This window comes from Actinomadura chokoriensis (genome assembly GCF_041463665.1).
GTDB lineage: Bacteria > Actinomycetota > Actinomycetes > Streptosporangiales > Streptosporangiaceae > Spirillospora > Spirillospora chokoriensis_A.
The window spans coordinates 308,921-329,744 of sequence record NZ_JAXCEJ010000001.1 but is presented as its reverse complement, the minus strand read 5'-3'; the positions used below and the strand labels follow the sequence as shown (position 1 = coordinate 329,744).

Genomic DNA, 20,824 nt, shown 5'->3' with positions numbered 1-20,824 from the left:
ACGCTTGCGCGCGGGGAGCCCGCGGTCGACCATTGCTCCATGATGTCCTGACAAGGTCATCGCGTCCCGGCCGGTGCGGGCACGTCCGCTGGAGAGATGGTGAGCCGATGATCAAAGATCGTTTCGCGGGGGCCCCGATCTCGTGGGGGGTGTGCGAGGTTCCGGGCTGGGGGCACCAGCTCGCGCCCGCGCGGGTGCTGGCGGAGATGCGCGACCTCGGGCTGGCCGCCACCGAGTTCGGGCCGGACGGCTTCCTGCCGGCCGGGGCCGCCGAGCGGGCCGCGCTGCTGGCCGGGTACGGGCTCCGCCCGGTGGGCGGGTTCGCGCCGGTCGTGCTGCACGAGCCGGGCCGCGACCCGCTGCCCGACGTCCGGCGCGTGCTGTCCGGGTTCGGGGTGTCCGGGGTCGGTCTGTCTGAGGCTGATATGGAACGGTCCAATGAGCGCCTCACGCTGGTGCTGGCGGCCGTCACCGGCCTGGACGGCTACGACGAGCGGCCGGCGCTCGACGCGGCGGGCTGGGCGGCGCTGCTCGGCAACCTCGACCGGGTCGACGCGGTCGCGGCCGAGGCCGGGGTCCGCGCGGTGCTGCACCCGCATGTCGGGACGATGGTCGAGCGGTCCGACGAGGTGCGGCGCGTGCTCGACGGGTCCGGCGTCCCGCTCTGCCTGGACACCGGGCACCTGCTGATCGGCGGCACGGACCCCGGCGAGCTCGCCGCACGCGCCCCCGGGCGGATCGCGCACGTCCACCTCAAGGACGTCGACGCCGGCCTCGCCGGAGCCGTCCAGGCCGGCCGGACCTCCTACACCGACGCCGTCCGGGACGGCGTCTACCGCCCGCTCGGCGCGGGCGACGTCGACATCGCCGGGGTCATCGGCTCCCTCGAAGGCGCCGGCTACGACGGCTGGTACGTCCTCGAACAGGACATGATCATCGATGCCGAGCCCGCGCCCGGCGCCGGTCCCGTCGCCGACGTGCGCGCCTGCGTCGACTTCCTCGCCGGGATCCCCGCATGACCCGGTTCGACGTCATCACCATGGGCCGCGTCGGCGTCGACCTCTATCCGCTGCAGTCCGGCGCCAGGCTGGACGAGGTCGAGACCTTCGCCCGGTTCCTCGGCGGCAGCGCCACCAACGTCGCGGTCGCCGCCGCCCGGCTCGGCCGCCGCGCCGCCGTGGTCACCCGCACCGGCGCCGACCCGTTCGGCCGCTTCGTCCGCCGCGCCCTCGCCGACTACGGGGTGGACGCCCGGTTCGTCGCCGACGTCCCCGGCCTGCCGACGCCCGTCACCTTCTGCGAGCTGTTCCCGCCCGACGACTTCCCGCTGTACTTCTACCGCTTCCCGAAGGCCCCCGACCTGGAGATCCGCGCGGACGAGCTGGACGTCCCCGCCATCGAGGCGGCCGGGCTGCTCTGGACGACCGTGACCGGGCTGTGCGCCGAACCGTCCCGGACGGCGACGCTCGCCGCGCTCGGCGCCCGCCGCCGCGCCGGCCTCACCGTCCTCGACCTGGACTACCGGCCCATGTTCTGGGACTCCCCGGCCGAGGCGGGGCGCCGGACGGGCGAGGCCCTCGAACAGGCGACCGTCGCGGTCGGCAACCTCACCGAGTGCGAGGTCGCCGTGGGCGAGTCCGACCCGATGCGGGCCGCCCGCGCGCTGCTCGACCGGGGCGTCCGCCTCGCCGTCGTCAAGCGCGGCCCGGACGGCGTCCTCGCGGTCGACGACCGGGGGCACGTGGTGGAGGCCCCGCCGGTACCGGTCGAGGTCGTCAACGGCCTCGGCGCCGGGGACGCGTTCGGCGGCGCCCTCTGCCACGGGCTGCTCGCCGGCTGGGACCTCCCGCGCGCGATCGGCTTCGCCAACCGGGCCGGCGCGGTCGTCGCGTCCCGGCTCGCCTGCTCGGACGCGATGCCCACCCTGGCCGAGATCGAGTCGGCGGTGGCCCCGTGACCCTCGACACGCGGACCCCGCCCGGGTCGCGGGCCGGGCGGATCGCGGCGCTCGCCGAGACGCGCGCCGCCCGCCCCGAGTCCATCGCCGCGGCCGCCGCCCGCCGCACCCGGCGCGCGTCGCTGCTCGGCCCGACCGGGCGGCTCATGCTGATCGCCGCCGACCACCCCGCCCGCGGCGCCCTCGCCGCCGGCGGCGACCCGCTCGCCATGGCCGACCGCGGCGAGCTGCTCGACCGGCTGTGCACGGCCCTGGAACGCCCCGGGGTGGACGGCGTCCTCGCCACCCCGGACGTCGCCGAGGACCTGCTGCTCCTCGGCGCCCTCGACGGCAAGATCGTGATCGGCTCGATGAACCGGGGCGGGCTCGCCGGCGCGTCCTTCGAGATCGACGACCGCTTCACCGCCTACAGCGCCGACGCGATCGCCGCGTCCCGCCTCGACGGCGGCAAGGTCCTGCTGCGGGTCGACGACGCCGACCCGGCGACGCCCCGCACCCTGGAGGGCTGCGCCCGCGCGGTGTCGGCGCTCGCCGGGCACGGGCTGATGGCGATGGTCGAGCCGTTCATCGCCCGCCGGGTCGACGGACGCGTCCGCAACGACCTCACCCCGGAGGCGATGATCCGCGCGATCTCGATCGCCGCCGGCCTCGGCACCACCTCGGCGCGGACCTGGCTGAAGGTCCCCGTCGTCCCCGGCATGGAGCGCGTGATGGCCGCCTCGACCCTGCCCGCGCTCCTGCTCGGCGGCGAGGTCTCCACCGACCCGCGCGCCGCCCGCGACGGCTGGCGCCGCGCGATGCGGCTCCCGACCGTGCGGGGCCTGGTCGTCGGCCGCTCCCTTCTCTACCCTGCCGACGGCGATGTGGCCGGAGCCGTGGACGCAGCAGTGGAGGTCATATGAGCACGAGACTGACGGTCGGCCAGGCGGTCGTCCGGTTCCTGGGCGCGCAGTACAGCGAGCGGGACGGCGAGGAGCGGCGGTTCTTCGCCGGCTGCTTCGGGATCTTCGGGCACGGCAACGTCGCCGGACTCGGCCAGGCGCTGCTGGAGCGCGCCGCCGACCTGCCCTACCACATGGCGCGCAACGAGCAGGCGATGGTGCACGCCGCGTCCGGCTACGCCCGGATGAACGACCGGCTGTCCACGCTCGCCTGCACGACGTCAATCGGGCCGGGCGCGACCAACATGGTGACCGGCGCGGCGCTGGCGACGATCAACCGGCTGCCGGTGCTGCTGCTGCCGGGCGACATCTTCTCCACGCGTCCCGCCAACCCCGTGTTGCAGGAACTGGAGGACGCCCGCTCCCACGACGTGTCGGTCAACGACTGCTTCAAGCCGGTGTCGAAGTACTGGGACCGCGTCAACCGTCCCGAGCAGCTGCCCAGCGCGCTGCTGGCGGCGATGCGTGTCCTGACCGACCCGGCGGAGACCGGCGCCGTCACCCTCGCCCTGCCGCAGGACGTGCAGGCCGAGGCCTTCGACTGGCCGGACGAGCTGTTCGCGCGCCGCGTCTGGCGCATCCCGCGCCCGGTCCCCGAACCCGCCGCCCTCGACGACGCGGTCCGCCTGCTGCGGTCCGCCGAACGCCCCCTGATCGTGGCGGGCGGCGGCGTGATCTACGCGCGGGCCACCGACGACCTGCGCGCCTTCGCCGAGCACACCGGCATCCCGGTCGCCGAGACGCAGGCGGGCAAGGGCGCGCTGCCGTGGGACCACGCGTGCTCGGTGGGCGCGATCGGCGCGACCGGGACGACGGCCGCGAACGCGCTCGCCCGCGAGGCCGATGTCGTGCTCGGCATCGGCACTCGGTTCAGCGACTTCACCACCGCGTCCCACAGCCTGTTCGCCGACCCCGCCGTCCGGTTCGTCAACGTCAACGTCGCTCGTCCCGACGCCCTCAAGCTCGCCGGGACGGCGGTCGTCGCCGACGCGAGGGAGGCGCTCCGAGCCCTCGACGCGTCCCTCGGCGGCCACTCCGTCCGCCCCGCCTACCGGGAGAAGACCCGGGCGCTCGCCGAACGGTGGAACGCCGTCGTCGACGGGGCGTTCGCGGAGCGGCGGGCGGGGCTGCCCGCGCAGGCCGAGGTCATCGGGGCCGTCAACGAGGTGTCCGGGCCCCGGGACGTGGTGGTGTGCGCGGCCGGGTCCATGCCCGGCGACCTGCACAAGCTGTGGCGGACCCGCGACCCCAAGGGCTACCACGTCGAGTACGGCTACTCCTGCATGGGCTACGAGATCGCCGGCGGCCTCGGCGTGAAGATGGCCGCGCCCGACCGCGAGGTGCTCGTCCTCGTCGGCGACGGCTCGTACCTGATGATGGCGCAGGAGCTCGCCACGGCCGTCGCCGAGGGCGTCAAGCTGATCGTCGTCATCGTCCAGAACCACGGCTACGCGTCCATCGGCAACCTGTCCGAGAGCGTCGGCGCGGAGCGGTTCGGCACCCGCTACCGCGCCCGGACCGCCACCGGCCTGGACGGCGGGACCCTCCCCGTCGACCTCGCCGCCAACGCCGCCAGCCTCGGCGCCGACGTGCTCCGCGCCGACGGCGCCGACGGGCTCCGCGACGCGCTGCGCGAGGCCGTCGCCTCCCCGCGCACCACCGTCGTCCACGTGGAGACCGACCCGCTCGCCCCCGCTCCGGACAGCGAGGCGTGGTGGGACGTGCCGGTCGCGGAGGTGTCGGCGCTGGCGCCGACCGCGCGGGCCCGCGCCCGCTACGACGACGGCAAGAAGACCCAGCGCCGCTACCTGTGAGAGGACCGCCATGCGCTCGATTCGGCATCTGATCGGAGGTGTCCCAGTCGGCGGGAGCACCGCGGCGCCCGTCCACGACCCCGCGACCGGGCAGCAGACCGCCGAGGTCGTCCTCGGCCGCCGGGCCGAGGCGGACGCGGCCGTCGGCGCCGCCGAGGCGCCGGGGGTGGCGTTCCCGACGGCGCGCTGACCCAAGATTGTCCTGGGGGTTTCCCATCCGGTCCGTGCTCGTTCACCGGCGGTTCAGGGGCGGCGACCAGGCTCCCGCGTGATCCCCTTACGTGAAGGAGTGCCCATGTCCGTGACCCGTCGCGGAGTCGTCAAGGGCGGCGCGGCCGGCGCGCTGTCCATCGCCCTCGCCGGAAGCCTGGAGGGAATCTTCCAGACCTCCGCGGGCGCCGACACCGGAGAGGTGTTCGGCTACGGCCCGCTGCTCCCCGATCCCGAGGGCGTTCTCGACCTGCCCGAGGGTTTCTCCTACAAGACGCTGTCGGTCGAAGGCGACCCCATCTCCGAAGGCGTGGTCGTCCCCGGCCACCACGACGGGACGGCCACCTTCCCCGGCGGCAGGCACGGCCGGACCCGGCTGGTGCGCAACCACGAGCAGGGCACCAACGGCACCCGCGCCGTCGCGCCCGCCCGGCTGACCTACGACCCGGCCATGAACGGCGGCACCACCACCCTCGAGGTCGACAGCCGCGGCGAACTGCTGTCGCAGTACGTCAGCCTCGCCGGGACGGCGGTGAACTGCGCCGGCGGCCGTACCCCCTGGGGCACCTGGCTGACCTGCGAGGAGACCGAGGGCGTCACGGGCGAGACGAAGAGCCACGGCTGGGTGTTCGAGGTCGACCCGACCGGCCGGCGCACCGAGCCCGTCCCGCTGACCGGCCTCGGCCGCTTCGCGCACGAGGCCGTCGCCGTCGACCCGCACACGCTCACCGCCTACCTGACCGAGGACGCCGCCGGGCCGTTCGGGCTGTTCTACCGGTTCCGCCCCCGCGCCCACCAGGGCGGCTACCACGCCTACCTGCGGGGCGGGGAGCTGGAGGCGATGAACGTCCGGGACGTCCCGGACCTGTCGCTCGTCACCGAGCCCGGCACCCGGCTGGGCGTGCAGTGGGTGGCGGTCCCGGACCCGTCCGCGAAGCAGACGTCCGTCCGCAGGCAGTTCGACACGATCACCCGGAGCCAGAAGCTCGAAGGCGCCTGGTGGGGCCACGGCAAGGCGTACTTCGTCGCCAGCTTCGCCCACACCGGCTCCGGCGCCGCCCGTGACCACGCCGGGCAGGTCTGGACCTACGACCCGCGCCGCAACGAGATCGAGCTCCAGCTGATCTTCAAGCCGGGCGGGCGGTTCGACGGTCCCGACAACATCACCGTCTCCCCGTACGGCGGCGGCGTGATCCTGGCCGAGGACGGCGACGGCGAGCAGTACCTCGTCGGCACCACCCGCAAGAACGAGCCGTTCGCGTTCGCGCGCAACGCCCTGAACGGCAGCGAGTTCACCGGCGTCACGTTCTCCCCGGACGGCCGCATCCTGTTCGCCAACCGCCAGTCGGACCCGGGCGCTACGTTCGCCATCACGGGCCCCTGGCGCCGGCTCCGGGGCTAGGCGAGGCCGCGGCGGGCGAGCGTGGGGGGCCGGGTGCCCCGGATGGAGGCCACCATGTCGAGCACCTGGCGCATCCCGTCCGCCTGCGACTCCGGCACCCGGAAGTAGGCCACGCCGAGCCACGCGTAGACGGACGCGGCGGCGAGCAGCCCGGGATCGGGCTCCCGCGCGTCCGTCTCCAGCGTGACCAGCACGGCGTCCCCGGAGGCCGCGAGCCGCTCCACCCGGCTCGCGGCGGGCGCCGTGCCCGCGTCCACCGCGCCGTCCGGAACCGGCGCGTCCGGTGGAAGGACCATCCGCTCATGCATCCCCATGCCGCCAAGCGTGGCACGATCGGAGTCCGGGGATCGTCCTACAGAGGGACGCAGGCAGATCGGAGCGTGATGGTGACCGTGGTGCTCGTCCTGGCCGGCCTCGTCGTGCTGGGCGCCGTCGTCGTCCTCGCCATGGGCAGGGGCGGCGAGCTGGCCGAGGCCCATCCGGACTATCCGCCGCTCCAGGTGGACGCCGACGGCCGCCCCATCCTGGCGCGGGACGGTTCCCGGCTCCGGTTCCCCACGACGATCTGGGGCTACCAGATGCAGGTGACGGACGAGGCCGTCCACCGCCTGACCGACGCCCTGCACGAGCGCGACGCCCGCGTGGCCGACCTGGAACGGCAACTGCGCGACCTCCGCAAGCGCGCAGGGGAACCGGCCATCGGCGCCCTGCACGGCCTGGAAGAGCCCGATGACGGTGTCCTGCTCCGCAAGGAGACCGTGCCGGTCGAGGACGAGCCCGGTACCGAGGAGAGCCACCAGTGAGCCCGGTCGCCGTCCACGCGGAGGCCGTGTCCGCCGCCCCCGCCGAGCGCGTCTTCGAGGTCCTGACCGACTGGCCGCGGCACGCGGAGTGGATGCCGTTCACCCGCGCCGAGGGCGGCGACAAGGTCGGCGACGAGCTCCGGGCGTGGACGGGCATCGGCCCCGTCGGCTTCCTCGACACCATGATCATCACTGGCTGGGAGGACGGCCGCCGCGTCGCCGTCCGGCACACCGGCCGCGTGGTGCGCGGCGAAGCGTGGTTCAAGGTCGTGCCGGAAGGGCGGGGAAGCCGCATCGTCTGGGCCGAACGCGTAGACCTGCCCCTCGGTCCCCTGGGCCGCGCGGGATGGCTGGTCGCCGGCCCCGTCGCGAAGGCGTTCCTGACCCTCGGCCTCCGCCGCCTCGCCGCCCTGTCGGAGGCGTGAGGTAGAACGGCGGGGTGAGCACTGCGATTCTTGGGGAGGACGGGCTGGCGCGCTGCCCGTGGGGGCTGTCGGCGCCCGACTACATCGCCTACCACGACGACGAGTGGGGCCGTCCCGTCCGCGACGACGTGGGGCTTTACGAGAAGCTCTGCCTGGAGGCGTTCCAGTCGGGGCTGTCGTGGCTGACGATCCTGCGCAAGCGGGAGAACTTCCGTGCCGCCTTCCACGGCTTCGACCCGGAGAAGGTCGCCGCCTTCGGCCCGGACGACGTCGAGCGGCTGATGGCCGACGCCTCCATCGTCCGGAACCGGGCGAAGATCGACGCGGCCATCGGCAACGCCCGCGCCGCCCTCGACCTGCCGGGCGGCCTCGCCGCGACGGCCTGGCGCTACGCCGACCCGGGCGCCCCCGCGCCCGCCGACATGGCCGACGTCCCCGCCTACACGAGCGGCTCGAAGGCCCTGTCGAAGGAGCTGAAGAAGCACGGCTTCCGCTTCGTCGGCCCCACCACGGCCTACGCCCTGATGCAGGCGTGCGGCCTGGTGAACGACCATCTGACCGGCTGCGCCTTCCGCTAGTCACTCCGCCTTGGCGGCTTCGAGGACGGGCACGGCGGCGGCCCGGCGGGCCGGCAGGGCCGACGTCGCGAGGGTGACGGCCGCCGCGCCGACGATGACGGCGGGGAAGAGCCACCAGGGCGGGTTCGGCGCCAGGAACGAGCTGCCCGTCGCGACGTGCATCAGGTAGGCCGTGCCGAGCGCGGTCCCGATGCCGAGGAGGCCGCCCAGCAGGACGACGGTGGCGGCCTCCCAGCGGACGATCGACTTGATCTGCGTCATCGTCGCGCCGACGGCGCCGAGCAGCCCGAACTCGCGGGTCCGCTCGCCGACGCTCAGCGAGACGGTCGTCGCCATTCCGAAGAGGGCGAGGACGAGCGCCATGCCGATGAACCCGTAGATGACCCGCATCCCCTTCGTCATCGCGCCGGCCGCCGTCTTGACATAGGCGGACTTGTCGAGCACCTGCACGCCCTGGGCGTTCGCGAACGCGCCGGAGAGGGCCCGCTCGGAGCCGCCCCGGACGAGGACGACCCGGGTGGAGGCGTCGGGGTCCAGGCGGTCCATGGTCGCGGGCGACACCACGGCCTGGTCGGCGAACAGGTGGGACGGGTCGTGGTAGGCGCCCGCGACCGTCAGCGGCATCCTGCCCTGGGCGCCGCGCACGACGATCTTCTGGCCCTTCCTGATCTTCTGCGCCTCCATCACGGTGGAGGTGAGGCCGACCTCGCCGGGCCCGAGCCGGGGCAGGCGCCCGCCGAGCCTCAGGACGGACGGCAGCGTCGCCTGGTCAGCGCCCGTCACCGTCAGGTACACCGGCTCCGGGGCCTCCTCCGGCGAGGGCCGCCTCGGCGGGGGATCGACGAGTTTGACGTCCGACACCGTCAGCGCGGTCGCGGCGGACACGCCGGGCACGGCGGCGGCCCTGGCCGCCGCGTCGCGCGGCAGCGGCGCCGGGCCGCTCGACGTCACGCCGGTCGCGGCGATCGCGTGCTCGGCCCGCATCACCTGGTCGCCGGCCGCGCCGAACCGGGCGTTCACCGACAGGACGATCAGCGCGGTCGAGCCGACCAGCGCCACGCCGAGCATGAGCGACGACGCGGCCGACGACACCCGGCGCGGGCTGCGGGTGATCGTGGCGCGGGCGAGCCGCCCGGCCTCGCCGCTGACGGCCGTCCCGACACGCCCGACCAGCCCGCCGAGGGGGCCGACGAAGAAGGGGGCGAGGACGGCGAGCGCCGCCACCGTCGTCATGCAGCCCATCAGGACCATGACGCAGACGCCGGCGGTGCGTTCCGGGCCGGGCGGCTCCTCGTACCTGATCCCGAAGACGCCGCCGAAGAACAGCCAGGCGCAGGCGAACACGGCGAGGGCGCCCAGAAGCCGGGGCCAGCGGCGGCCGGGGGCGTCGGCGCTCGCGGCCCGCAGCGCCTGCATCGGCGAGATCCGGGCGGCGCGGCGCGCGGCCCGCCAGGCCGCGAACTGGGTGACGACGATCCCGGCGGCGGCCGGTGCCGCGAGCGCGATCCAGCCGAACTGCGCGTCGGCGGCGGAGATGTCGAAGCCGTCCTCGGCGAACAGGCGGGTGAGCAGCGCCGACACCGGGTAGCCGAGCAGCACCCCGCCGGCCGAGGCGACCGCGCCGAGCGCGAGCGCCTCGAACCTGATCAGCCGCTTGATCTGCCGGGGCGTCGCGCCGATCGCGCTGAGCAGCGCCAGCCGCCGGGTCCGCTGCCGGACGAGCGTGCCGAACGTGTTCGCCACGACGAACAGCCCGACGAACACCGCGACGGACGAGAGCATGCCGATCGCGCCGCCGATCGACGCGCCCGCCCCCCGCAGCTCGGCCGCCTGGGCGTTCCGCACGCTCGCGGCGGTGCGGACGGTGACGTCCTCGCCGAGGGCGCGGGCCAGGCCGCCGCGGAGCCTCGCCGCCGGGACGCCCGGCGCCGCCCGCACCCAGACGCTCTGCCACGTCCCGGCCGGGAGGCCCGCCGCCCGCTGGACGGACGAGGGCGCCGCCAGCAGCAGGTCACCGCTCTGGACCGCGCCGTGCCCCTGCACGGTGACGATCCCGACGATCTTCATGGTGCCGCTCCGCTTCGGGAGCAGCACCTTCAGCGGGTCGCCGACGTCCAGCTTCCCGGCCCGCGCCACATGCCGGGTGACCGCGACCTCGCCGTCCGCGGCCGGTGCGCGTCCCGACTCCAGGCGGTACGGGTTCAGGCCCGCCTCGGACGTCCACGGCCGCAGCGTCGTCCCGCCGCCGGCGGGGGAGAGGATCATCTTGCCGTCGGACCCGTTCGCGGTCACCGGGACCATCGCGTCCCCGGCCACCGCCGCGACCCCCGGCCGTCCCGCCACCGAGCTCAGGGCGACCCGGCCGTCCGGCGCCGAGAAGGGGTCGTCGGCGTCGGTGGTTCCGCCCTGGACGAGCACGTCCGCGCGGGAGTACTCGCTGGCGTCGGTGCCCGACACCGCCTCCTGGGCCCGCAGCGCGAACTGGAGCGAGCCCGCGATCAGCCCGATCGAGAAGAGGGCCGCCAGCAGCGTGGCGGCCAGCCGCGTCCAGCCTTCGGCGAAGGAGCGGCGCGCGATGAGCCACACGGCGATCAGCCCTCCATCCGGCGCATCACGTCGTGCACCTGGTCGACGGTGGGGGAGTGCAGCTCGCGGACGATCATCCCGTCGGCGAGGAACAGCACCCGGTCGGCGCGCGCGGCGGCGCCCGGGTCGTGAGTGACCATGATCACCGTCTGCCGGTAGGCGTCCACCGCGCGGCGCAGGAACCCCAGCACCTCGGCGCCCGACCGCGAGTCGAGGTTCCCGGTCGGCTCGTCGGCGAACAGCACCTCCGGCCGCGTCAGCAGAGCCCGCGCCACTGCGACCCGCTGCTGCTGCCCGCCCGACAGCTCGGCCGGACGGTGCGACAGCCGCTCCCGCAGGCCCAGCGCGTCCACGATCTCGGCGAACCACGCGCGGTCGGCGCGGCGGTTCCCCAGGCGCCCGGTCAGCCGGATGTTCTCCTCCGCCGTCAGCATCGGCAGCAGGTTGAACGACTGGAACACGAAGCCGAGCCGGTCGCGGCGCAGCTTCGTCAGCCGCGTCCGTGACAGCTCGGTGATGTCCACGTCCCCGATGAGGACCGAGCCGGACGAGACGGTGTCCAGCCCGGCCATGCAGTGCAGGAACGTCGACTTCCCGGAGCCGGACGGCCCCATGATCGCGGTGAACCGGCCGCGCGGGAACGCCGCTGAGACGCCGCGCAGCGCGGTCACCGCGTGCTCGCCCGTCCCGTACGACTTGACGACGTCGCGGGCGACGGCGACGTGGTCATGGACATGCCCCGCAGAGGGGGCGACGGTTGTCTGGATCATGCCTCAAGCCAACCGCCGGCGCCCCCTCGGCGGCATTGGCGGAGCCTCCCCGGTGGATGCGGGGGAAAGCCCTACCCTCGACCGGCCCCGCTGCCCGCCGGCCCCGCTGCCCGCCGGCCCGCTGGCCCGCCTCTAGCGGCCTTCGAACGTCGGCCGCTCCTTCTTCAGGAACGCCTCGGTCGCGTTCCGGTGGTCCTCGGTCTCCGCGCACTCGTCCTGAAGCTCGGCCTCCCGCTCCAGCGCGGACGCCAGCTCGCGCGTCGCCGCGTGGTCGAGCGCCGCCTTCACCGCGCCGTAGGAGACCGTCGGGCCGGACGCGAGGCGCCGCGCCAGCTCGACCGACGCCGGGGCCAGCTCGTCCGCCGGGAGGACCCGGTTCACCAGGCCCAGCTCCAGCGCCTGGTCCGCCTGCACCGGCTCGCCGAGCAGCAGCAGCTCGGCCGCCTTCGCACGGCCGACGAGGCGCTGCAGCGTCCACGACATGCCGCTGTCGGGGGCCAGGCCGATCCCGGTGAACGCGGTCGCGAACCTGGCCTTGTCGGACGCCACGATCAGGTCGCAGGCGAACGCCAGCGCCGCGCCCGCGCCCGCCGCGACGCCGTTCACCGCCGCCACCACCGGCTTGCGCATCCCGGCGAGGGCCAGCACGATCGGGTTGTAATGCTTGCGGACGGTGTCGTCGAGCCCCTTCCCGGCGGCAAGGTTGTCGGCGTGTTCGCGCAGGTCCTGCCCGGCGCAGAAGGCCCGGCCGGCACCGGTGAGGATCACCGCGCGGGCGGCCGGATCCGCGGCGGCGCGCACCACCGTCGCGCGCAGCAGCTCCTTCATCTCGGTCGTCAGCGAATTCATTCCGTCCGGACGGTTGAGTGTGATCGTCCCCACACCGTCGGTCACGTCGTACAGCACGGTCTCAGCCATGTCATGTCCTCCCAGTTCCGTCGCAGATCTTCCCATCTTCCGATCTGGAGGCTGATCGTTACCACTTCGCGCCCGGAAGACGAGATAATGGACCACTACTGATGACGCGGATGCGACACGCGGCCACGCGGCCAACGGTGTGCGAGGCCGCGGCCCTAGGCAGGAAGGGGATGCACGCATGGCGGCGATGAAGCCGCGGACGGGAGACGGTCCGCTCGAAGTGACCAAGGAGGGACGCGGGATCGTCATGCGGGTCCCCCTCGAAGGCGGCGGCCGCCTCGTGGTCGAGCTTTCCGCCGACGAGGCCAAGGAGCTAGGCGAGGCGCTGAAGGGCGTCGTGGGCTGACGGCTCCACCGCTCCCGACCTGTTGGTGACGGTCCCGGCGACGCCGCCGGGGCCCTTGCCATTTCCGTACCCAGCGCAAGACGCACTCACAGCAAGACGCACTCAGAGCAAGACGCACTCACAGCAAGACGCACTCAGAGCAAGACCAGGGGGACCTGCACCATGCCCATCGAGACCCGTGTCCACGGCGCCGGCGGCACCGTGTCGCAGACGGCGGTCGACCTCGGGGCCGAGGCGGTGGCGGTCCCCGTCCGCAAGGGCCCGGTGGCGCCCGCGGCGGAGGTCGCGAAGGCGCTGCCCTTCACGCTGGACGAGCTGCTGGAGCTGCACAGGGCCAAGGGCGAGCCGGGAGAGATCACCGCGGCCCAGGTCCGCGTCGGCGACCGGGTCCGGGAACTGCTGCTGTACGGGGTGGGCGACGCGGCCCCGGCCGACCTGCGCAGGGCCGGCGCCGCGCTGGCCCGCCGCGGCAAGGGCCGCGACGTCCTCGTCGCCGGCGTGCCGGACGGCGATCTCGCCGCCTTCGTCGAGGGCGCGCTGCTCGCCTGCTACGAGTTCAAGATCGGCGCCCCGGCCGCCCGGAAGGCGCTCGGCACCCTCGCCGTGCTGACCGAGGCCGGGCCGGAGGCCGACGCCCCGGCGATCGAACGGGGCACCGCGCGGGCGCGGGCCACCGCGCTGGCCCGCGACCTCGCCAACACCCCGGCCGGGGAGAAGGACCCGTCCTGGCTCGCCGCCCAGGCCGAGCAGGTCGCCGCGGACGCGGGCCTCGCCGTACGCGTGCGCGGCGAGAAGGAACTGGCCGAGCAGGGGTTCGGCGGCCTGCTCGCCGTCGGCGGCGGGTCGGCCCGGCCGCCCCGGCTGATCGAACTCTCCTACCGGCCCGAAGGCCCGGCCGACGAGCACATCGTGCTGGTCGGCAAGGGCATCACGTTCGACAGCGGCGGCCTGTCGCTGAAGCCGAACGACAACATGAAGACGATGAAGACCGACATGGCGGGCGGCGGCGCGGTCATCGCGGTGATGGGCGCGCTGCGCGAGCTCGGCGTCCGCGCCCGCGTCACCGGCCTGATCGCGGCGGCGGAGAACATGCCGTCCGGGTCGTCGATGCGCCCCGGCGACGTGATCGCCCACTTCGGCGGGACGACCTCGGAGGTGCTGAACACCGACGCCGAGGGGCGGCTCGTCCTCGCCGACGCGCTCGCCTACGCGAACGCGGAACTCGCCCCCGACGCGGTCGTCGACGTCGCGACGCTCACCGGCGCCGCGAAGGTCGCGCTCGGCCTGCGGCACGCGGCGCTGTTCGCCACCGACGACGCCCTCGCCGACGCGCTCACCCGCGCCGGGACGGCGGCGGGCGAGCCGGTATGGCGGCTCCCGCTGACGGCCGACTACCGCCCCGCGATCGACTCCGACGTCGCCGACGTCGCCAACATCGGGCGCGGCGGCTACGGCGGCGGCGCCATCACGGCGGCGCTGTTCCTGCGCGAGTTCGCCGGCGACCGCCCCTGGGCGCACCTCGACATCGCCGGCCCGGGGCGCGCCGCGTCCGACGACGCCGAGCTCACCCGCGGCGCGACCGGCTTCGGCGTCCGCCTCCTGCTGGACTGGCTGGCGGCCTGAGCGTCACTTCGTCCGGCGGTCGATCACCGGGACGCGGCGGCGCAGCCGGGCCTCCTTCACGATCTCCGGGAGCGTCGCGTCCCAGCCCGGCTCCACCGCGAAGCACCACGGCACGGCCGCCGCCGTGGCCGGCACGTCCCGGATGGTGAACGCCACGAGGCCGGGCCGGTCCGACGTGCGCGCCAGCTCCGCCAGCTCCGCGGTCGGCAGGAAGACCAGGTAGTCCTGCTCGCCCCGGCGGCTGCCGGCCACGCCGCGCCGCAGCGCCGCGATCGCGGACACCTCGTCCCAGGGCAGCGACCGCCCGGCCGAACGCGGCAGCGGCCAGCGCGCCGGGCGCCGCACCGCGGCCCCGTCCAGTTCGAGGACGGGACGGCGCGCCAGCATCCCGCCGGCCGAGATCAGCAGGCCCGCCCCGAACAGCACGAGGCCCGCGGCCCCGAGCACCATGGACATGACGCTGCCCAGCCCGGCGCCGCGCAGCACCCCGCCCGTCACGAACGCCACCGAAGCGGCGAACAGGATCGCGAGCGCCACCACCTGGGACGCCCCGCGCCACGTCACCCGGATCCGCACCGCGAACGACTCGCGCGTCTCGACCGTGTCCATGGCCGTCGCTCAGCCGCGCTTGACCGCGCACAGGAGCCCGTCGCCCACCGGGACGAGCAGGGGGACGAGGCGCTCGTCGTCGCGGATCATCCGGTGCACCTCGCGGATCGCCTCGGTGTCGGGGTCGCGGTGACCGGAGTCGGCGACCCGGTCGTGCCACAGCGCGTTGTCGAACGCGACCACGCCCCCGGGCCGCAGCAGCCGCAGCGCGTCCGTCAGGTACTCGGGGTACTCCCGCTTGTCGGCGTCGCAGAAGACCATGTCGTAGGCGCCGTCGGTCAGCCGGGGCAGCACCTCCAGCGCCGGCCCGCTGATCATCCGGGTGCGGAAGCCGGACAGGCCCGCCTCCCGGTAGGCGAGCTTCGCCAGCCGCTGGTTCTCGGGCTCGATGTCCACGCTCGTCAGCACCGCGTCCTTGGGCATGCCGCGCATCAGCCAGACGCCGGACACGCCGCAGCCGGAGCCGACCTCCACGACCGTCCGCGCGCCGATCAGCGTGGTGAGGAAGCGCAGCGCCGCACCGCCCGCGGGGCCGATCGGGGACGCGCCGACCTCCTCGCCGCGCCGCCTGGCGGCAAGGAGCGGCTCGTCTTCGGGGAGGAAATCCTCCACGTAGGCCCGGGTGGCCTGAATGGCGTCGATGGCTGCCTCCTCGCGGGACCCCCGCATCCTCATGTGGAAAGACCATATCGTTGACAGGGAACGAACTGGAGTTACAGCGCGTTGTAGCCACCGGGAGGCGCATCCGCGCAGCCAGTGTCGAAGTCGGTCCAGAACCGCCCCAGCCCAGGCGAGACCGTGCCGTTCCAAGGCGAGAACCTTGGCTCACGAGAGAGGAACAGCCCGGCACCATGGGAGTCGCAGCACTCAGTTTCAGAAGCGCTGTGGGGGTCGGCGCCAGGCAGGGGAACGCCGCTCGCACCCGCGAGAACGCCCCCGAGGCCGAGTGGGCGCCGCCGTCCTGGGACGAGGTCGTCCGCGAGCACTCCGCGCGCGTCTACCGGCTGGCCTACCGGCTGACCGGCAACCAGCACGACGCCGAGGACCTCACCCAGGAGGTCTTCGTCCGCGTGTTCCGCTCGCTGTCGAACTACACGCCCGGAACATTCGAAGGCTGGCTGCACCGCATCACCACGAACCTGTTCCTCGACATGGCGCGGCGCCGCCAGCGCATCCGCTTCGAGGGGCTCGCCGACGACGCCGCCGAGCGCCTCCAGGGCCGCGAGCCGACCCCGGCGCAGGCGTTCGACGACACCAACTTCGACGCCGACGTCCAGGACGCCCTCGACGCGCTGGCCCCCGAGTACCGCGCGGCCGTCGTGCTGTGCGACATCGAGGGGCTGTCCTACGAGGAGATCTCCGCGACGCTCGGCGTCAAGCTCGGCACCGTCCGCAGCCGCATCCACCGGGGGCGGGCGCAGCTGCGCGCCGCGCTGGAGCACCGCGCGCCCACCCGGCGCAGGCCGGGCACCAGGAACGACTACCAGGTGGTGGAGGCACGGGCCACCGCCGACGACGGCGAGGCCGCGGCGCCGGCGGGGGGCCTGCACGCGGCCGGCGGCGCGCTGCCGCAGCCCGGCGGCGCGTAGCCGTACCCGACGCGCGCGGGGCGGGACCGCGCGCCCGATCGAATGGAACCGACGGAGGCGGCGTGAGTTGTCTGGGGGAGCGTCTGACCGCTCTGGTCGACGATGAGCTGGGACACGACGAGCGCGAACGCGTGCTCGCCCATCTCGCGGGATGCGCCCACTGCCGGGCCGAGGCGGCGGTCCTGCGCAGCCTCAAGGGACGGCTCCGGGGCCTGTCCGAGCTCCCCGCGACGGACGGCACCGACGACCTGCCGACCCCCGACTTCCTGACCCGGCTGCGCTCGCTGCCCGTGGCCGCCGAGCCGTCCGTGCCCGCCGACGTGCCGCCGGGCCCGCCGCCCGCGCCGCCCGCCGGCGCGCCCCCGCGGCGTCCCGCCCGGCCGCTGCGATCATCCACCCGGCCGGCGAGGACGTCCCCCGCCGGGCGCCCGCGCGACAACCGCCCGGCCGGGCACGCCACCACCGTCCAGCTCCACCCCCGGCGCCGCTACCTGGTCGTCGGCGCCGCCACGCTCTTCCTCGGCATCGGCACCGCCTCCTACGTCGCGGGCGGCCGGCAGGACGCGCCGACCGTCACGCCCGCCTTCGACCGCTTCGCCGTCGAGCATGCGCTGACCTCCGGGGACGCGCCGATGACCGATCCGCTCACCGACCCGGTCTACCAGGTCCAGGTCTCTCCCGGGCCGTGACCGCGCCGGCCGCCATGAGGGGCATGGCGGGGCGCGGACTGCGGTACGCCGTCCTGGCCGGCGGGCTCGCGGGGGCGATCGCCCTCGCCGGTCTGCTGCCCGGCGGCCCGGACGCCGGCCGCCGCGCCGCCCGCAGCGATCCCGGCGCCGTGGGGCTGCTGCGCGCCGCCGCCGACGCCGCCCGCGACGTCCCCTACGAGGGCCGGCGGTTCCTCACCACGTGGGACCGCAGCAAGTCCGCCACGTCCCGCGTCGCCGTCACGCACCGGCCCGGCGAGGGCATCCGCTACCGGTCGGCGACGAGCGGGACCGGCTACCGGCCCGAGTCCGCCGCCGGGGACACCACCGGCTTCACCCCGCGGACCCTCGCCCTGCTGACCCGCAACTACGCGGTGGTGCGCGCGGCGGACGCGGCGATCTGCGGCCGGCCGGCCCGCGTCGTCGAGGCCCGCCGGGCGGACGGCAGTTCGGCCGGACGTTTCTGGATCGACCGCGAGACCGGGCTGATGCTGCACCGTGAGCTGATCGACGCCGAGGGCCATCCCGTGATCGTCACCGGCTTCAGCGAGATCAGCTTCACCGTGCCGCCGGAGGAGCAGATGGTGCCCGGCCCGCACCGGGGCGGGCTGCTGCGCTTCCCCGGGTCCAGCGGGGGCGACCCGGCCGAGAGCGCCGGTTCCGCGTCCGCCGCGAGCGCGTGGGGGGAGCGGCTGGACCGGGCCGGGATCGCCCGGCTCCGCGACCGCGGGTGGCCCGTCCCGGACGACCTGCCCGGCCGGCTCACCCTCTACGACGTGCGCCGCGAGAAGGACGGCGGCGCCGTCCACCTCAGCTATTCCGACGGCCTCGCCGCCGTCTCCGTGTTCGTGCAGCGCGGCAGCCTCGGCGACGGCGGGCTGCCCGGCTGGCAGAAGACCGTCCGGCGAGGCCGGACCGTGTACCGCCGCGAGTCGCTGCGGCGCTGGGCCGTGTCGGCCGGGAAGGGCTACGTCTACACCGTGCTGACCGACGCGCCGCTGAGCACGGCCGAGTCGGTCGCCGTGAGCATGCCGCGCGGCACGGACACCCTCTGGGCACGGCTTTCCCGGGGCGCCCGCCGCCTCGCGTCGGCGGTGAATCCGGGCGACTGACCCGGTACGTCCTTATTGGCGGCCAAATTGGGGACCGTGGTGGGGTCGGAGGTCATTGGTCAGGGCCGGCACGTCTTATGCTCGCCACATGCCTTTCCGGGCAGCATGAGCACGGATGATGAGAACCATGCTCGGTAGGAGAGATGGGGATGACGGAAGACAACCGCGGGCCGGGTGGGGCGCCGTCGGACGACGACGGGGTCGTCTCCGGCCGGGAGCCTGAACGGCAGGAGGCGGCGACTCCTCCCGAGACGGTGACCGACCAGGAGATCCTGGCGGACCAGCCGGTGGACGACCCCGGACCGGGGCCCCGGGCCGAGGCCGACGACCCGGAGCCGGGCCGGGAGCACGGCACCGGACCCGGCGGCGAAACCGGCGGCGAAACCGGCAATGCGGGCGACCGCCTGGTGGCCGGAGGGTTCGCGCCGCCGGACTCGCTCGGGAACCCGCCCGACACCAGCGAGGACGTGCTCTCCGGCGGCGCCGCGGGAGACATGGGGCCGCAGGAGGTGCCGCTGCAGGACGTCCCGCCCCGCGACATGCCGCAGCCCCCGCCGCCCGTCGCGCTCGACAAGCCCGCCGCGGACGACGACCGCCCGCGGCCCGGGTTCGTCCCCCACAACGCCGACCCGCGCGCCGCGCAGGGCGGCCCGTACGGCGGCTGGCCGCACCAGTCCCACCAGGGCCCGCCGCCGCCCGCGGGCGCCCGCCCGCCGATGGGCCCGCCGCCCGCGCCGATGGGCCCGCCGCCCGGCGGTCCCGGGCCGCGGCCGATGTCCGGCTACGGGATGCCGCCCGCGGGCACCGGCCCCAACTGGGCGCCCGTGCCGGCGATGCCGTCGTCCTCGCGCGGCGGTCCGGGCCTCGGGCTGCTCGCCATCGTCGCGCTGATCGTCGCGCTGGTGGCCGGCGCCGTCGGCGCCGGGATCGGCGTCATCGCCACGGACGGCGACGGCGACGGCGGCTCGGTGAGCCTCGGCGGCAGCGACAGCAGCGACACCAAGGTGCAGGCCCGCCCGCCGGACTCCGTCGCCGGCGTCGCGCAGCGGGTGCTGCCGAGCGTCGTCATGATCCGCGTGCAGTCCGCGCAGGGCGAGGTCGGCGGGACCGGCTTCATCGTGAACGGCGGCTACGTCGTCACGAACAACCACGTCGTCGCCGGCTCCGGGGGGAGCGGGCAGATCCAGATCGTCTTCAACGACAAGAAGACGCTGCCCGCGACCGTCAAGGGCGCCGACCCCAGTTCGGACGTGGCGGTGCTCAAGCCGGAGGGCCAGCACTCGCTGCCGCCGCTGCCGGTCGGCGACTCCAGCAAGATCGCCGTCGGCGACCCGGTGATCGCGATCGGCTCGCCGCTCGGCCTGCAGGGCTCGGTCACCACCGGCATTGTCAGCTCGCTGAACCGGGCCGTGCCGACGCAGGGCGAGGGCGGCGGGGACGCCTCCTACCTCAACGCGATCCAGACCGACGCGGCGATCAACCCCGGCAACTCGGGCGGCCCGCTGGTGGACGCGAAGGGCCGCGTCGTCGGCATCAACACCGCGATCGCGACGCTCGGCGGCCAGTCGCTCGGCGGCGAGCAGCAGAGCGGCAGCATCGGCCTCGGCTTCGCGATCCCGATCAACCAGGGCAAGCGGGTCGCCGAGGAGATCATCCGCAGCGGCCGCGTCCGGATGGCGAAGCTCGGCGTGCTGCCCGACCCCCGCTACCAGGACGGCGGCGCCCGGATCATGCCGCAGCCGGTCCAGGGGCAGGACCCGGTGACCAAGGGCGGCCCGGCCGACAAGGCGGGGCTGAAGCCCGGCGACGTGATCACCAAGGTGGACGACAAGCCGATCGAGGACGCCACCGACCTGATCGCGCAGATCCGCAGCCGCGCGCCCGGCGACCGGATCACGGTCACCTACGAGCGCGACGGCAAGGAGAGCAACGTCCAGTTGACGCTGAGCGCCGACTAGAACGGCAGGGGTGTTCACGTCCGGTTCATCCGGGCTCGGGATACGCTGAGGGGGTCGGTCCGCGCGGACCGGCCCCTGGCGGCTTGTGGAGGACGGGTTGTTCGACGTCGGACTCGGTGAGATGGCGGTGCTCGTCGTCCTCGCCCTGGTCATCTTCGGGGACAAGCTGCCGCAGGTGGCCGGGCAGGCGGGGCGGATGCTGCGGCAGTTCCGGCAGATGGCCGACAGCGCCAAGGCGGACCTTCAGGAAGGGCTCGGGCCGGAGTTCAAGGACTTCGACCTCAACGACCTCAACCCCAAGACGTTCGTCCGCAAGCACCTGTTCGAGGACGAGCCCGGCCTCACGAGCACGAACGGTTCCAGCCTGTTCGACGACGAGCCCTCGTACGCGACGTCGGCCAACGACCTGGACGGCAAGAAGCCGCCGTTCGACAACGAGGCCACCTGATCGGCACGAGACACGCGTGAAAGAGGCC

22 protein-coding genes are annotated in these 20,824 nt (G+C 74.7%); 16 read left to right on the top strand and 6 right to left on the bottom strand.

Annotation, left to right across the window (positions count from 1 at the left end):
• Positions 1 to 107 precede the first annotated feature (107 nt).
• From SM418_RS01595 to SM418_RS01570, 6 genes are all read left to right on the top strand, one after another.
• A complete protein-coding gene (locus SM418_RS01595; protein WP_371938695.1) occupies positions 108 to 1,019 on the top strand; it encodes a TIM barrel protein in 912 nt (303 codons plus the stop codon).
• Positions 1,016 to 1,957 carry a 5-dehydro-2-deoxygluconokinase gene (gene iolC, locus SM418_RS01590; protein ID WP_371938696.1) on the top strand — a complete coding sequence of 314 codons (942 nt, stop codon included), beginning with the start codon at positions 1,016 to 1,018 and terminating at the stop codon, positions 1,955 to 1,957. Before SM418_RS01595 ends, iolC begins: the two co-directional genes overlap by 4 nt.
• Positions 1,954 to 2,859 carry a Cgl0159 family (beta/alpha)8-fold protein gene (locus SM418_RS01585; RefSeq protein WP_371938697.1) on the top strand — a complete coding sequence of 302 codons (906 nt, stop codon included), beginning with the start codon at positions 1,954 to 1,956 and terminating at the stop codon, positions 2,857 to 2,859. The genes iolC and SM418_RS01585 overlap by 4 nt, the downstream gene beginning before the upstream one ends.
• Positions 2,856 to 4,712, top strand: a complete 1,857-nt coding sequence (gene iolD, locus SM418_RS01580; protein ID WP_371938698.1) for a 3D-(3,5/4)-trihydroxycyclohexane-1,2-dione acylhydrolase (decyclizing) — start codon at positions 2,856 to 2,858, stop codon at positions 4,710 to 4,712. The genes SM418_RS01585 and iolD overlap by 4 nt, the downstream gene beginning before the upstream one ends.
• Positions 4,713 to 4,722: 10 nt before the next feature.
• The gene (locus SM418_RS01575; protein WP_371938699.1) at positions 4,723 to 4,902 is read left to right on the top strand and encodes a hypothetical protein; all 180 of its coding nucleotides are present in this window, start codon (positions 4,723 to 4,725) and stop codon (positions 4,900 to 4,902) included.
• A gap of 105 nt (positions 4,903 to 5,007) precedes the next feature.
• Positions 5,008 to 6,324, top strand: coding sequence for an alkaline phosphatase PhoX (locus tag SM418_RS01570; RefSeq protein WP_371938700.1), 1,317 nt, complete (start codon positions 5,008 to 5,010; stop codon positions 6,322 to 6,324).
• On the opposite strand, the gene SM418_RS01565 is transcribed toward SM418_RS01570, so the two are convergent.
• Positions 6,321 to 6,638 carry a hypothetical protein gene (locus tag SM418_RS01565; RefSeq protein WP_371938701.1) on the bottom strand — a complete coding sequence of 106 codons (318 nt, stop codon included), beginning with the start codon at positions 6,636 to 6,638 and terminating at the stop codon, positions 6,321 to 6,323. The two genes, SM418_RS01570 and SM418_RS01565, sit on opposite strands and share 4 nt — an antisense overlap.
• A gap of 69 nt (positions 6,639 to 6,707) precedes the next feature.
• Between SM418_RS01565 and SM418_RS01560 the strand changes: the two genes are divergently transcribed.
• Genes SM418_RS01560 through SM418_RS01550 form a run of 3 tightly spaced genes read left to right on the top strand, consistent with a single transcriptional unit; the run spans position 6,708 to position 8,130 of the window.
• Positions 6,708 to 7,127, top strand: coding sequence for a hypothetical protein (locus SM418_RS01560; RefSeq protein WP_371966036.1), 420 nt, complete (start codon positions 6,708 to 6,710; stop codon positions 7,125 to 7,127).
• Positions 7,124 to 7,552, top strand: coding sequence for an SRPBCC family protein (locus SM418_RS01555; RefSeq protein WP_371938703.1), 429 nt, complete (start codon positions 7,124 to 7,126; stop codon positions 7,550 to 7,552). The genes SM418_RS01560 and SM418_RS01555 overlap by 4 nt, the downstream gene beginning before the upstream one ends.
• Positions 7,553 to 7,566: 14 nt before the next feature.
• Positions 7,567 to 8,130: a DNA-3-methyladenine glycosylase I gene (locus SM418_RS01550; RefSeq protein ID WP_371938704.1), complete on the top strand. Its 564-nt coding sequence runs from the start codon at positions 7,567 to 7,569 to the stop codon at positions 8,128 to 8,130.
• Here the strand turns inward: SM418_RS01550 and SM418_RS01545 are convergent, their stop codons facing one another.
• From SM418_RS01545 to SM418_RS01535, 3 genes are all read right to left on the bottom strand, one after another.
• The gene (locus SM418_RS01545; protein ID WP_371938705.1) at positions 8,131 to 10,716 is read right to left on the bottom strand and encodes an FtsX-like permease family protein; all 2,586 of its coding nucleotides are present in this window, start codon (positions 10,714 to 10,716) and stop codon (positions 8,131 to 8,133) included.
• A 5-nt stretch (positions 10,717 to 10,721) separates the two neighbouring features.
• Positions 10,722 to 11,486 (bottom strand): ABC transporter ATP-binding protein, encoded by a 765-nt coding sequence (locus SM418_RS01540; RefSeq protein WP_371938706.1) that lies wholly within the window; start codon positions 11,484 to 11,486, stop codon positions 10,722 to 10,724.
• Between the two features lie 132 nt (positions 11,487 to 11,618).
• Positions 11,619 to 12,404, bottom strand: coding sequence for an enoyl-CoA hydratase-related protein (locus SM418_RS01535; RefSeq protein ID WP_371938707.1), 786 nt, complete (start codon positions 12,402 to 12,404; stop codon positions 11,619 to 11,621).
• Positions 12,405 to 12,582: 178 nt separating this feature from the next.
• Between SM418_RS01535 and SM418_RS01530 the strand changes: the two genes are divergently transcribed.
• Both SM418_RS01530 and SM418_RS01525 read left to right on the top strand, forming a co-directional pair.
• Positions 12,583 to 12,750: a DUF3117 domain-containing protein gene (locus tag SM418_RS01530; RefSeq protein ID WP_083946426.1), complete on the top strand. Its 168-nt coding sequence runs from the start codon at positions 12,583 to 12,585 to the stop codon at positions 12,748 to 12,750.
• A gap of 162 nt (positions 12,751 to 12,912) precedes the next feature.
• A complete protein-coding gene (locus SM418_RS01525; RefSeq protein ID WP_371938708.1) occupies positions 12,913 to 14,373 on the top strand; it encodes a leucyl aminopeptidase in 1,461 nt (486 codons plus the stop codon).
• A 3-nt stretch (positions 14,374 to 14,376) separates the two neighbouring features.
• Here SM418_RS01525 and SM418_RS01520 read toward each other — a convergent pair whose 3' ends face one another.
• Complete coding sequence (locus SM418_RS01520; protein ID WP_371938709.1) at positions 14,377 to 14,982, bottom strand: hypothetical protein; 606 nt, start codon at positions 14,980 to 14,982, stop codon at positions 14,377 to 14,379.
• Between the two features lie 9 nt (positions 14,983 to 14,991).
• Complete coding sequence (locus SM418_RS01515) at positions 14,992 to 15,651, bottom strand: O-methyltransferase (protein ID WP_371939013.1); 660 nt, start codon at positions 15,649 to 15,651, stop codon at positions 14,992 to 14,994.
• A 182-nt stretch (positions 15,652 to 15,833) separates the two neighbouring features.
• Here SM418_RS01515 and sigE point away from each other — a divergent pair, with 182 nt between their 5' ends.
• From sigE to SM418_RS01490, 5 genes are all read left to right on the top strand, one after another.
• Complete coding sequence (gene sigE / locus SM418_RS01510; RefSeq protein WP_371938710.1) at positions 15,834 to 16,571, top strand: RNA polymerase sigma factor SigE; 738 nt, start codon at positions 15,834 to 15,836, stop codon at positions 16,569 to 16,571.
• A gap of 62 nt (positions 16,572 to 16,633) precedes the next feature.
• Positions 16,634 to 17,260, top strand: a complete 627-nt coding sequence (locus SM418_RS01505; RefSeq protein ID WP_371938711.1) for an anti-sigma factor family protein — start codon at positions 16,634 to 16,636, stop codon at positions 17,258 to 17,260.
• Between the two features lie 23 nt (positions 17,261 to 17,283).
• Positions 17,284 to 18,390: a sigma-E factor regulatory protein RseB domain-containing protein gene (locus SM418_RS01500; RefSeq protein ID WP_371938712.1), complete on the top strand. Its 1,107-nt coding sequence runs from the start codon at positions 17,284 to 17,286 to the stop codon at positions 18,388 to 18,390.
• A 149-nt stretch (positions 18,391 to 18,539) separates the two neighbouring features.
• Complete coding sequence (locus tag SM418_RS01495) at positions 18,540 to 20,348, top strand: S1C family serine protease (protein WP_371938713.1); 1,809 nt, start codon at positions 18,540 to 18,542, stop codon at positions 20,346 to 20,348.
• A gap of 97 nt (positions 20,349 to 20,445) precedes the next feature.
• Positions 20,446 to 20,796 carry a sec-independent translocase gene (locus SM418_RS01490; RefSeq protein ID WP_371938714.1) on the top strand — a complete coding sequence of 117 codons (351 nt, stop codon included), beginning with the start codon at positions 20,446 to 20,448 and terminating at the stop codon, positions 20,794 to 20,796.
• Positions 20,797 to 20,824: the final 28 nt, after the last annotated feature.

Excerpts from the sequence above, each read along its gene's own strand:
- SM418_RS01520 (WP_371938709.1), bottom strand. The coding sequence starts at position 14,982 with ATGGACACGGTCGAGACGCGCGAGTCGTTCGCGGTGCGGATCCGGGTG.
- SM418_RS01535 (WP_371938707.1), bottom strand. The coding sequence starts at position 12,404 with ATGGCTGAGACCGTGCTGTACGACGTGACCGACGGTGTGGGGACGATC.
- SM418_RS01540 (WP_371938706.1), bottom strand. The coding sequence starts at position 11,486 with ATGATCCAGACAACCGTCGCCCCCTCTGCGGGGCATGTCCATGACCAC.
- SM418_RS01575 (WP_371938699.1), top strand. The coding sequence starts at position 4,723 with ATGCGCTCGATTCGGCATCTGATCGGAGGTGTCCCAGTCGGCGGGAGC.
- iolC (WP_371938696.1), top strand. The coding sequence starts at position 1,016 with ATGACCCGGTTCGACGTCATCACCATGGGCCGCGTCGGCGTCGACCTC.
- iolD (WP_371938698.1), top strand. The coding sequence starts at position 2,856 with ATGAGCACGAGACTGACGGTCGGCCAGGCGGTCGTCCGGTTCCTGGGC.
- sigE (WP_371938710.1), top strand. The coding sequence starts at position 15,834 with ATGGGAGTCGCAGCACTCAGTTTCAGAAGCGCTGTGGGGGTCGGCGCC.
- SM418_RS01570 (WP_371938700.1), top strand. The coding sequence starts at position 5,008 with ATGTCCGTGACCCGTCGCGGAGTCGTCAAGGGCGGCGCGGCCGGCGCG.
- SM418_RS01595 (WP_371938695.1), top strand. The coding sequence starts at position 108 with ATGATCAAAGATCGTTTCGCGGGGGCCCCGATCTCGTGGGGGGTGTGC.
- SM418_RS01525 (WP_371938708.1), top strand. The coding sequence starts at position 12,913 with ATGCCCATCGAGACCCGTGTCCACGGCGCCGGCGGCACCGTGTCGCAG.
- SM418_RS01565 (WP_371938701.1), bottom strand. The coding sequence starts at position 6,638 with ATGGGGATGCATGAGCGGATGGTCCTTCCACCGGACGCGCCGGTTCCG.
- SM418_RS01495 (WP_371938713.1), top strand. The coding sequence starts at position 18,540 with ATGACGGAAGACAACCGCGGGCCGGGTGGGGCGCCGTCGGACGACGAC.
- SM418_RS01515 (WP_371939013.1), bottom strand. The coding sequence starts at position 15,651 with ATGCGGGGGTCCCGCGAGGAGGCAGCCATCGACGCCATTCAGGCCACC.
- SM418_RS01530 (WP_083946426.1), top strand. The coding sequence starts at position 12,583 with ATGGCGGCGATGAAGCCGCGGACGGGAGACGGTCCGCTCGAAGTGACC.
- SM418_RS01560 (WP_371966036.1), top strand. The coding sequence starts at position 6,708 with ATGGTGACCGTGGTGCTCGTCCTGGCCGGCCTCGTCGTGCTGGGCGCC.
- SM418_RS01500 (WP_371938712.1), top strand. The coding sequence starts at position 17,284 with ATGGCGGGGCGCGGACTGCGGTACGCCGTCCTGGCCGGCGGGCTCGCG.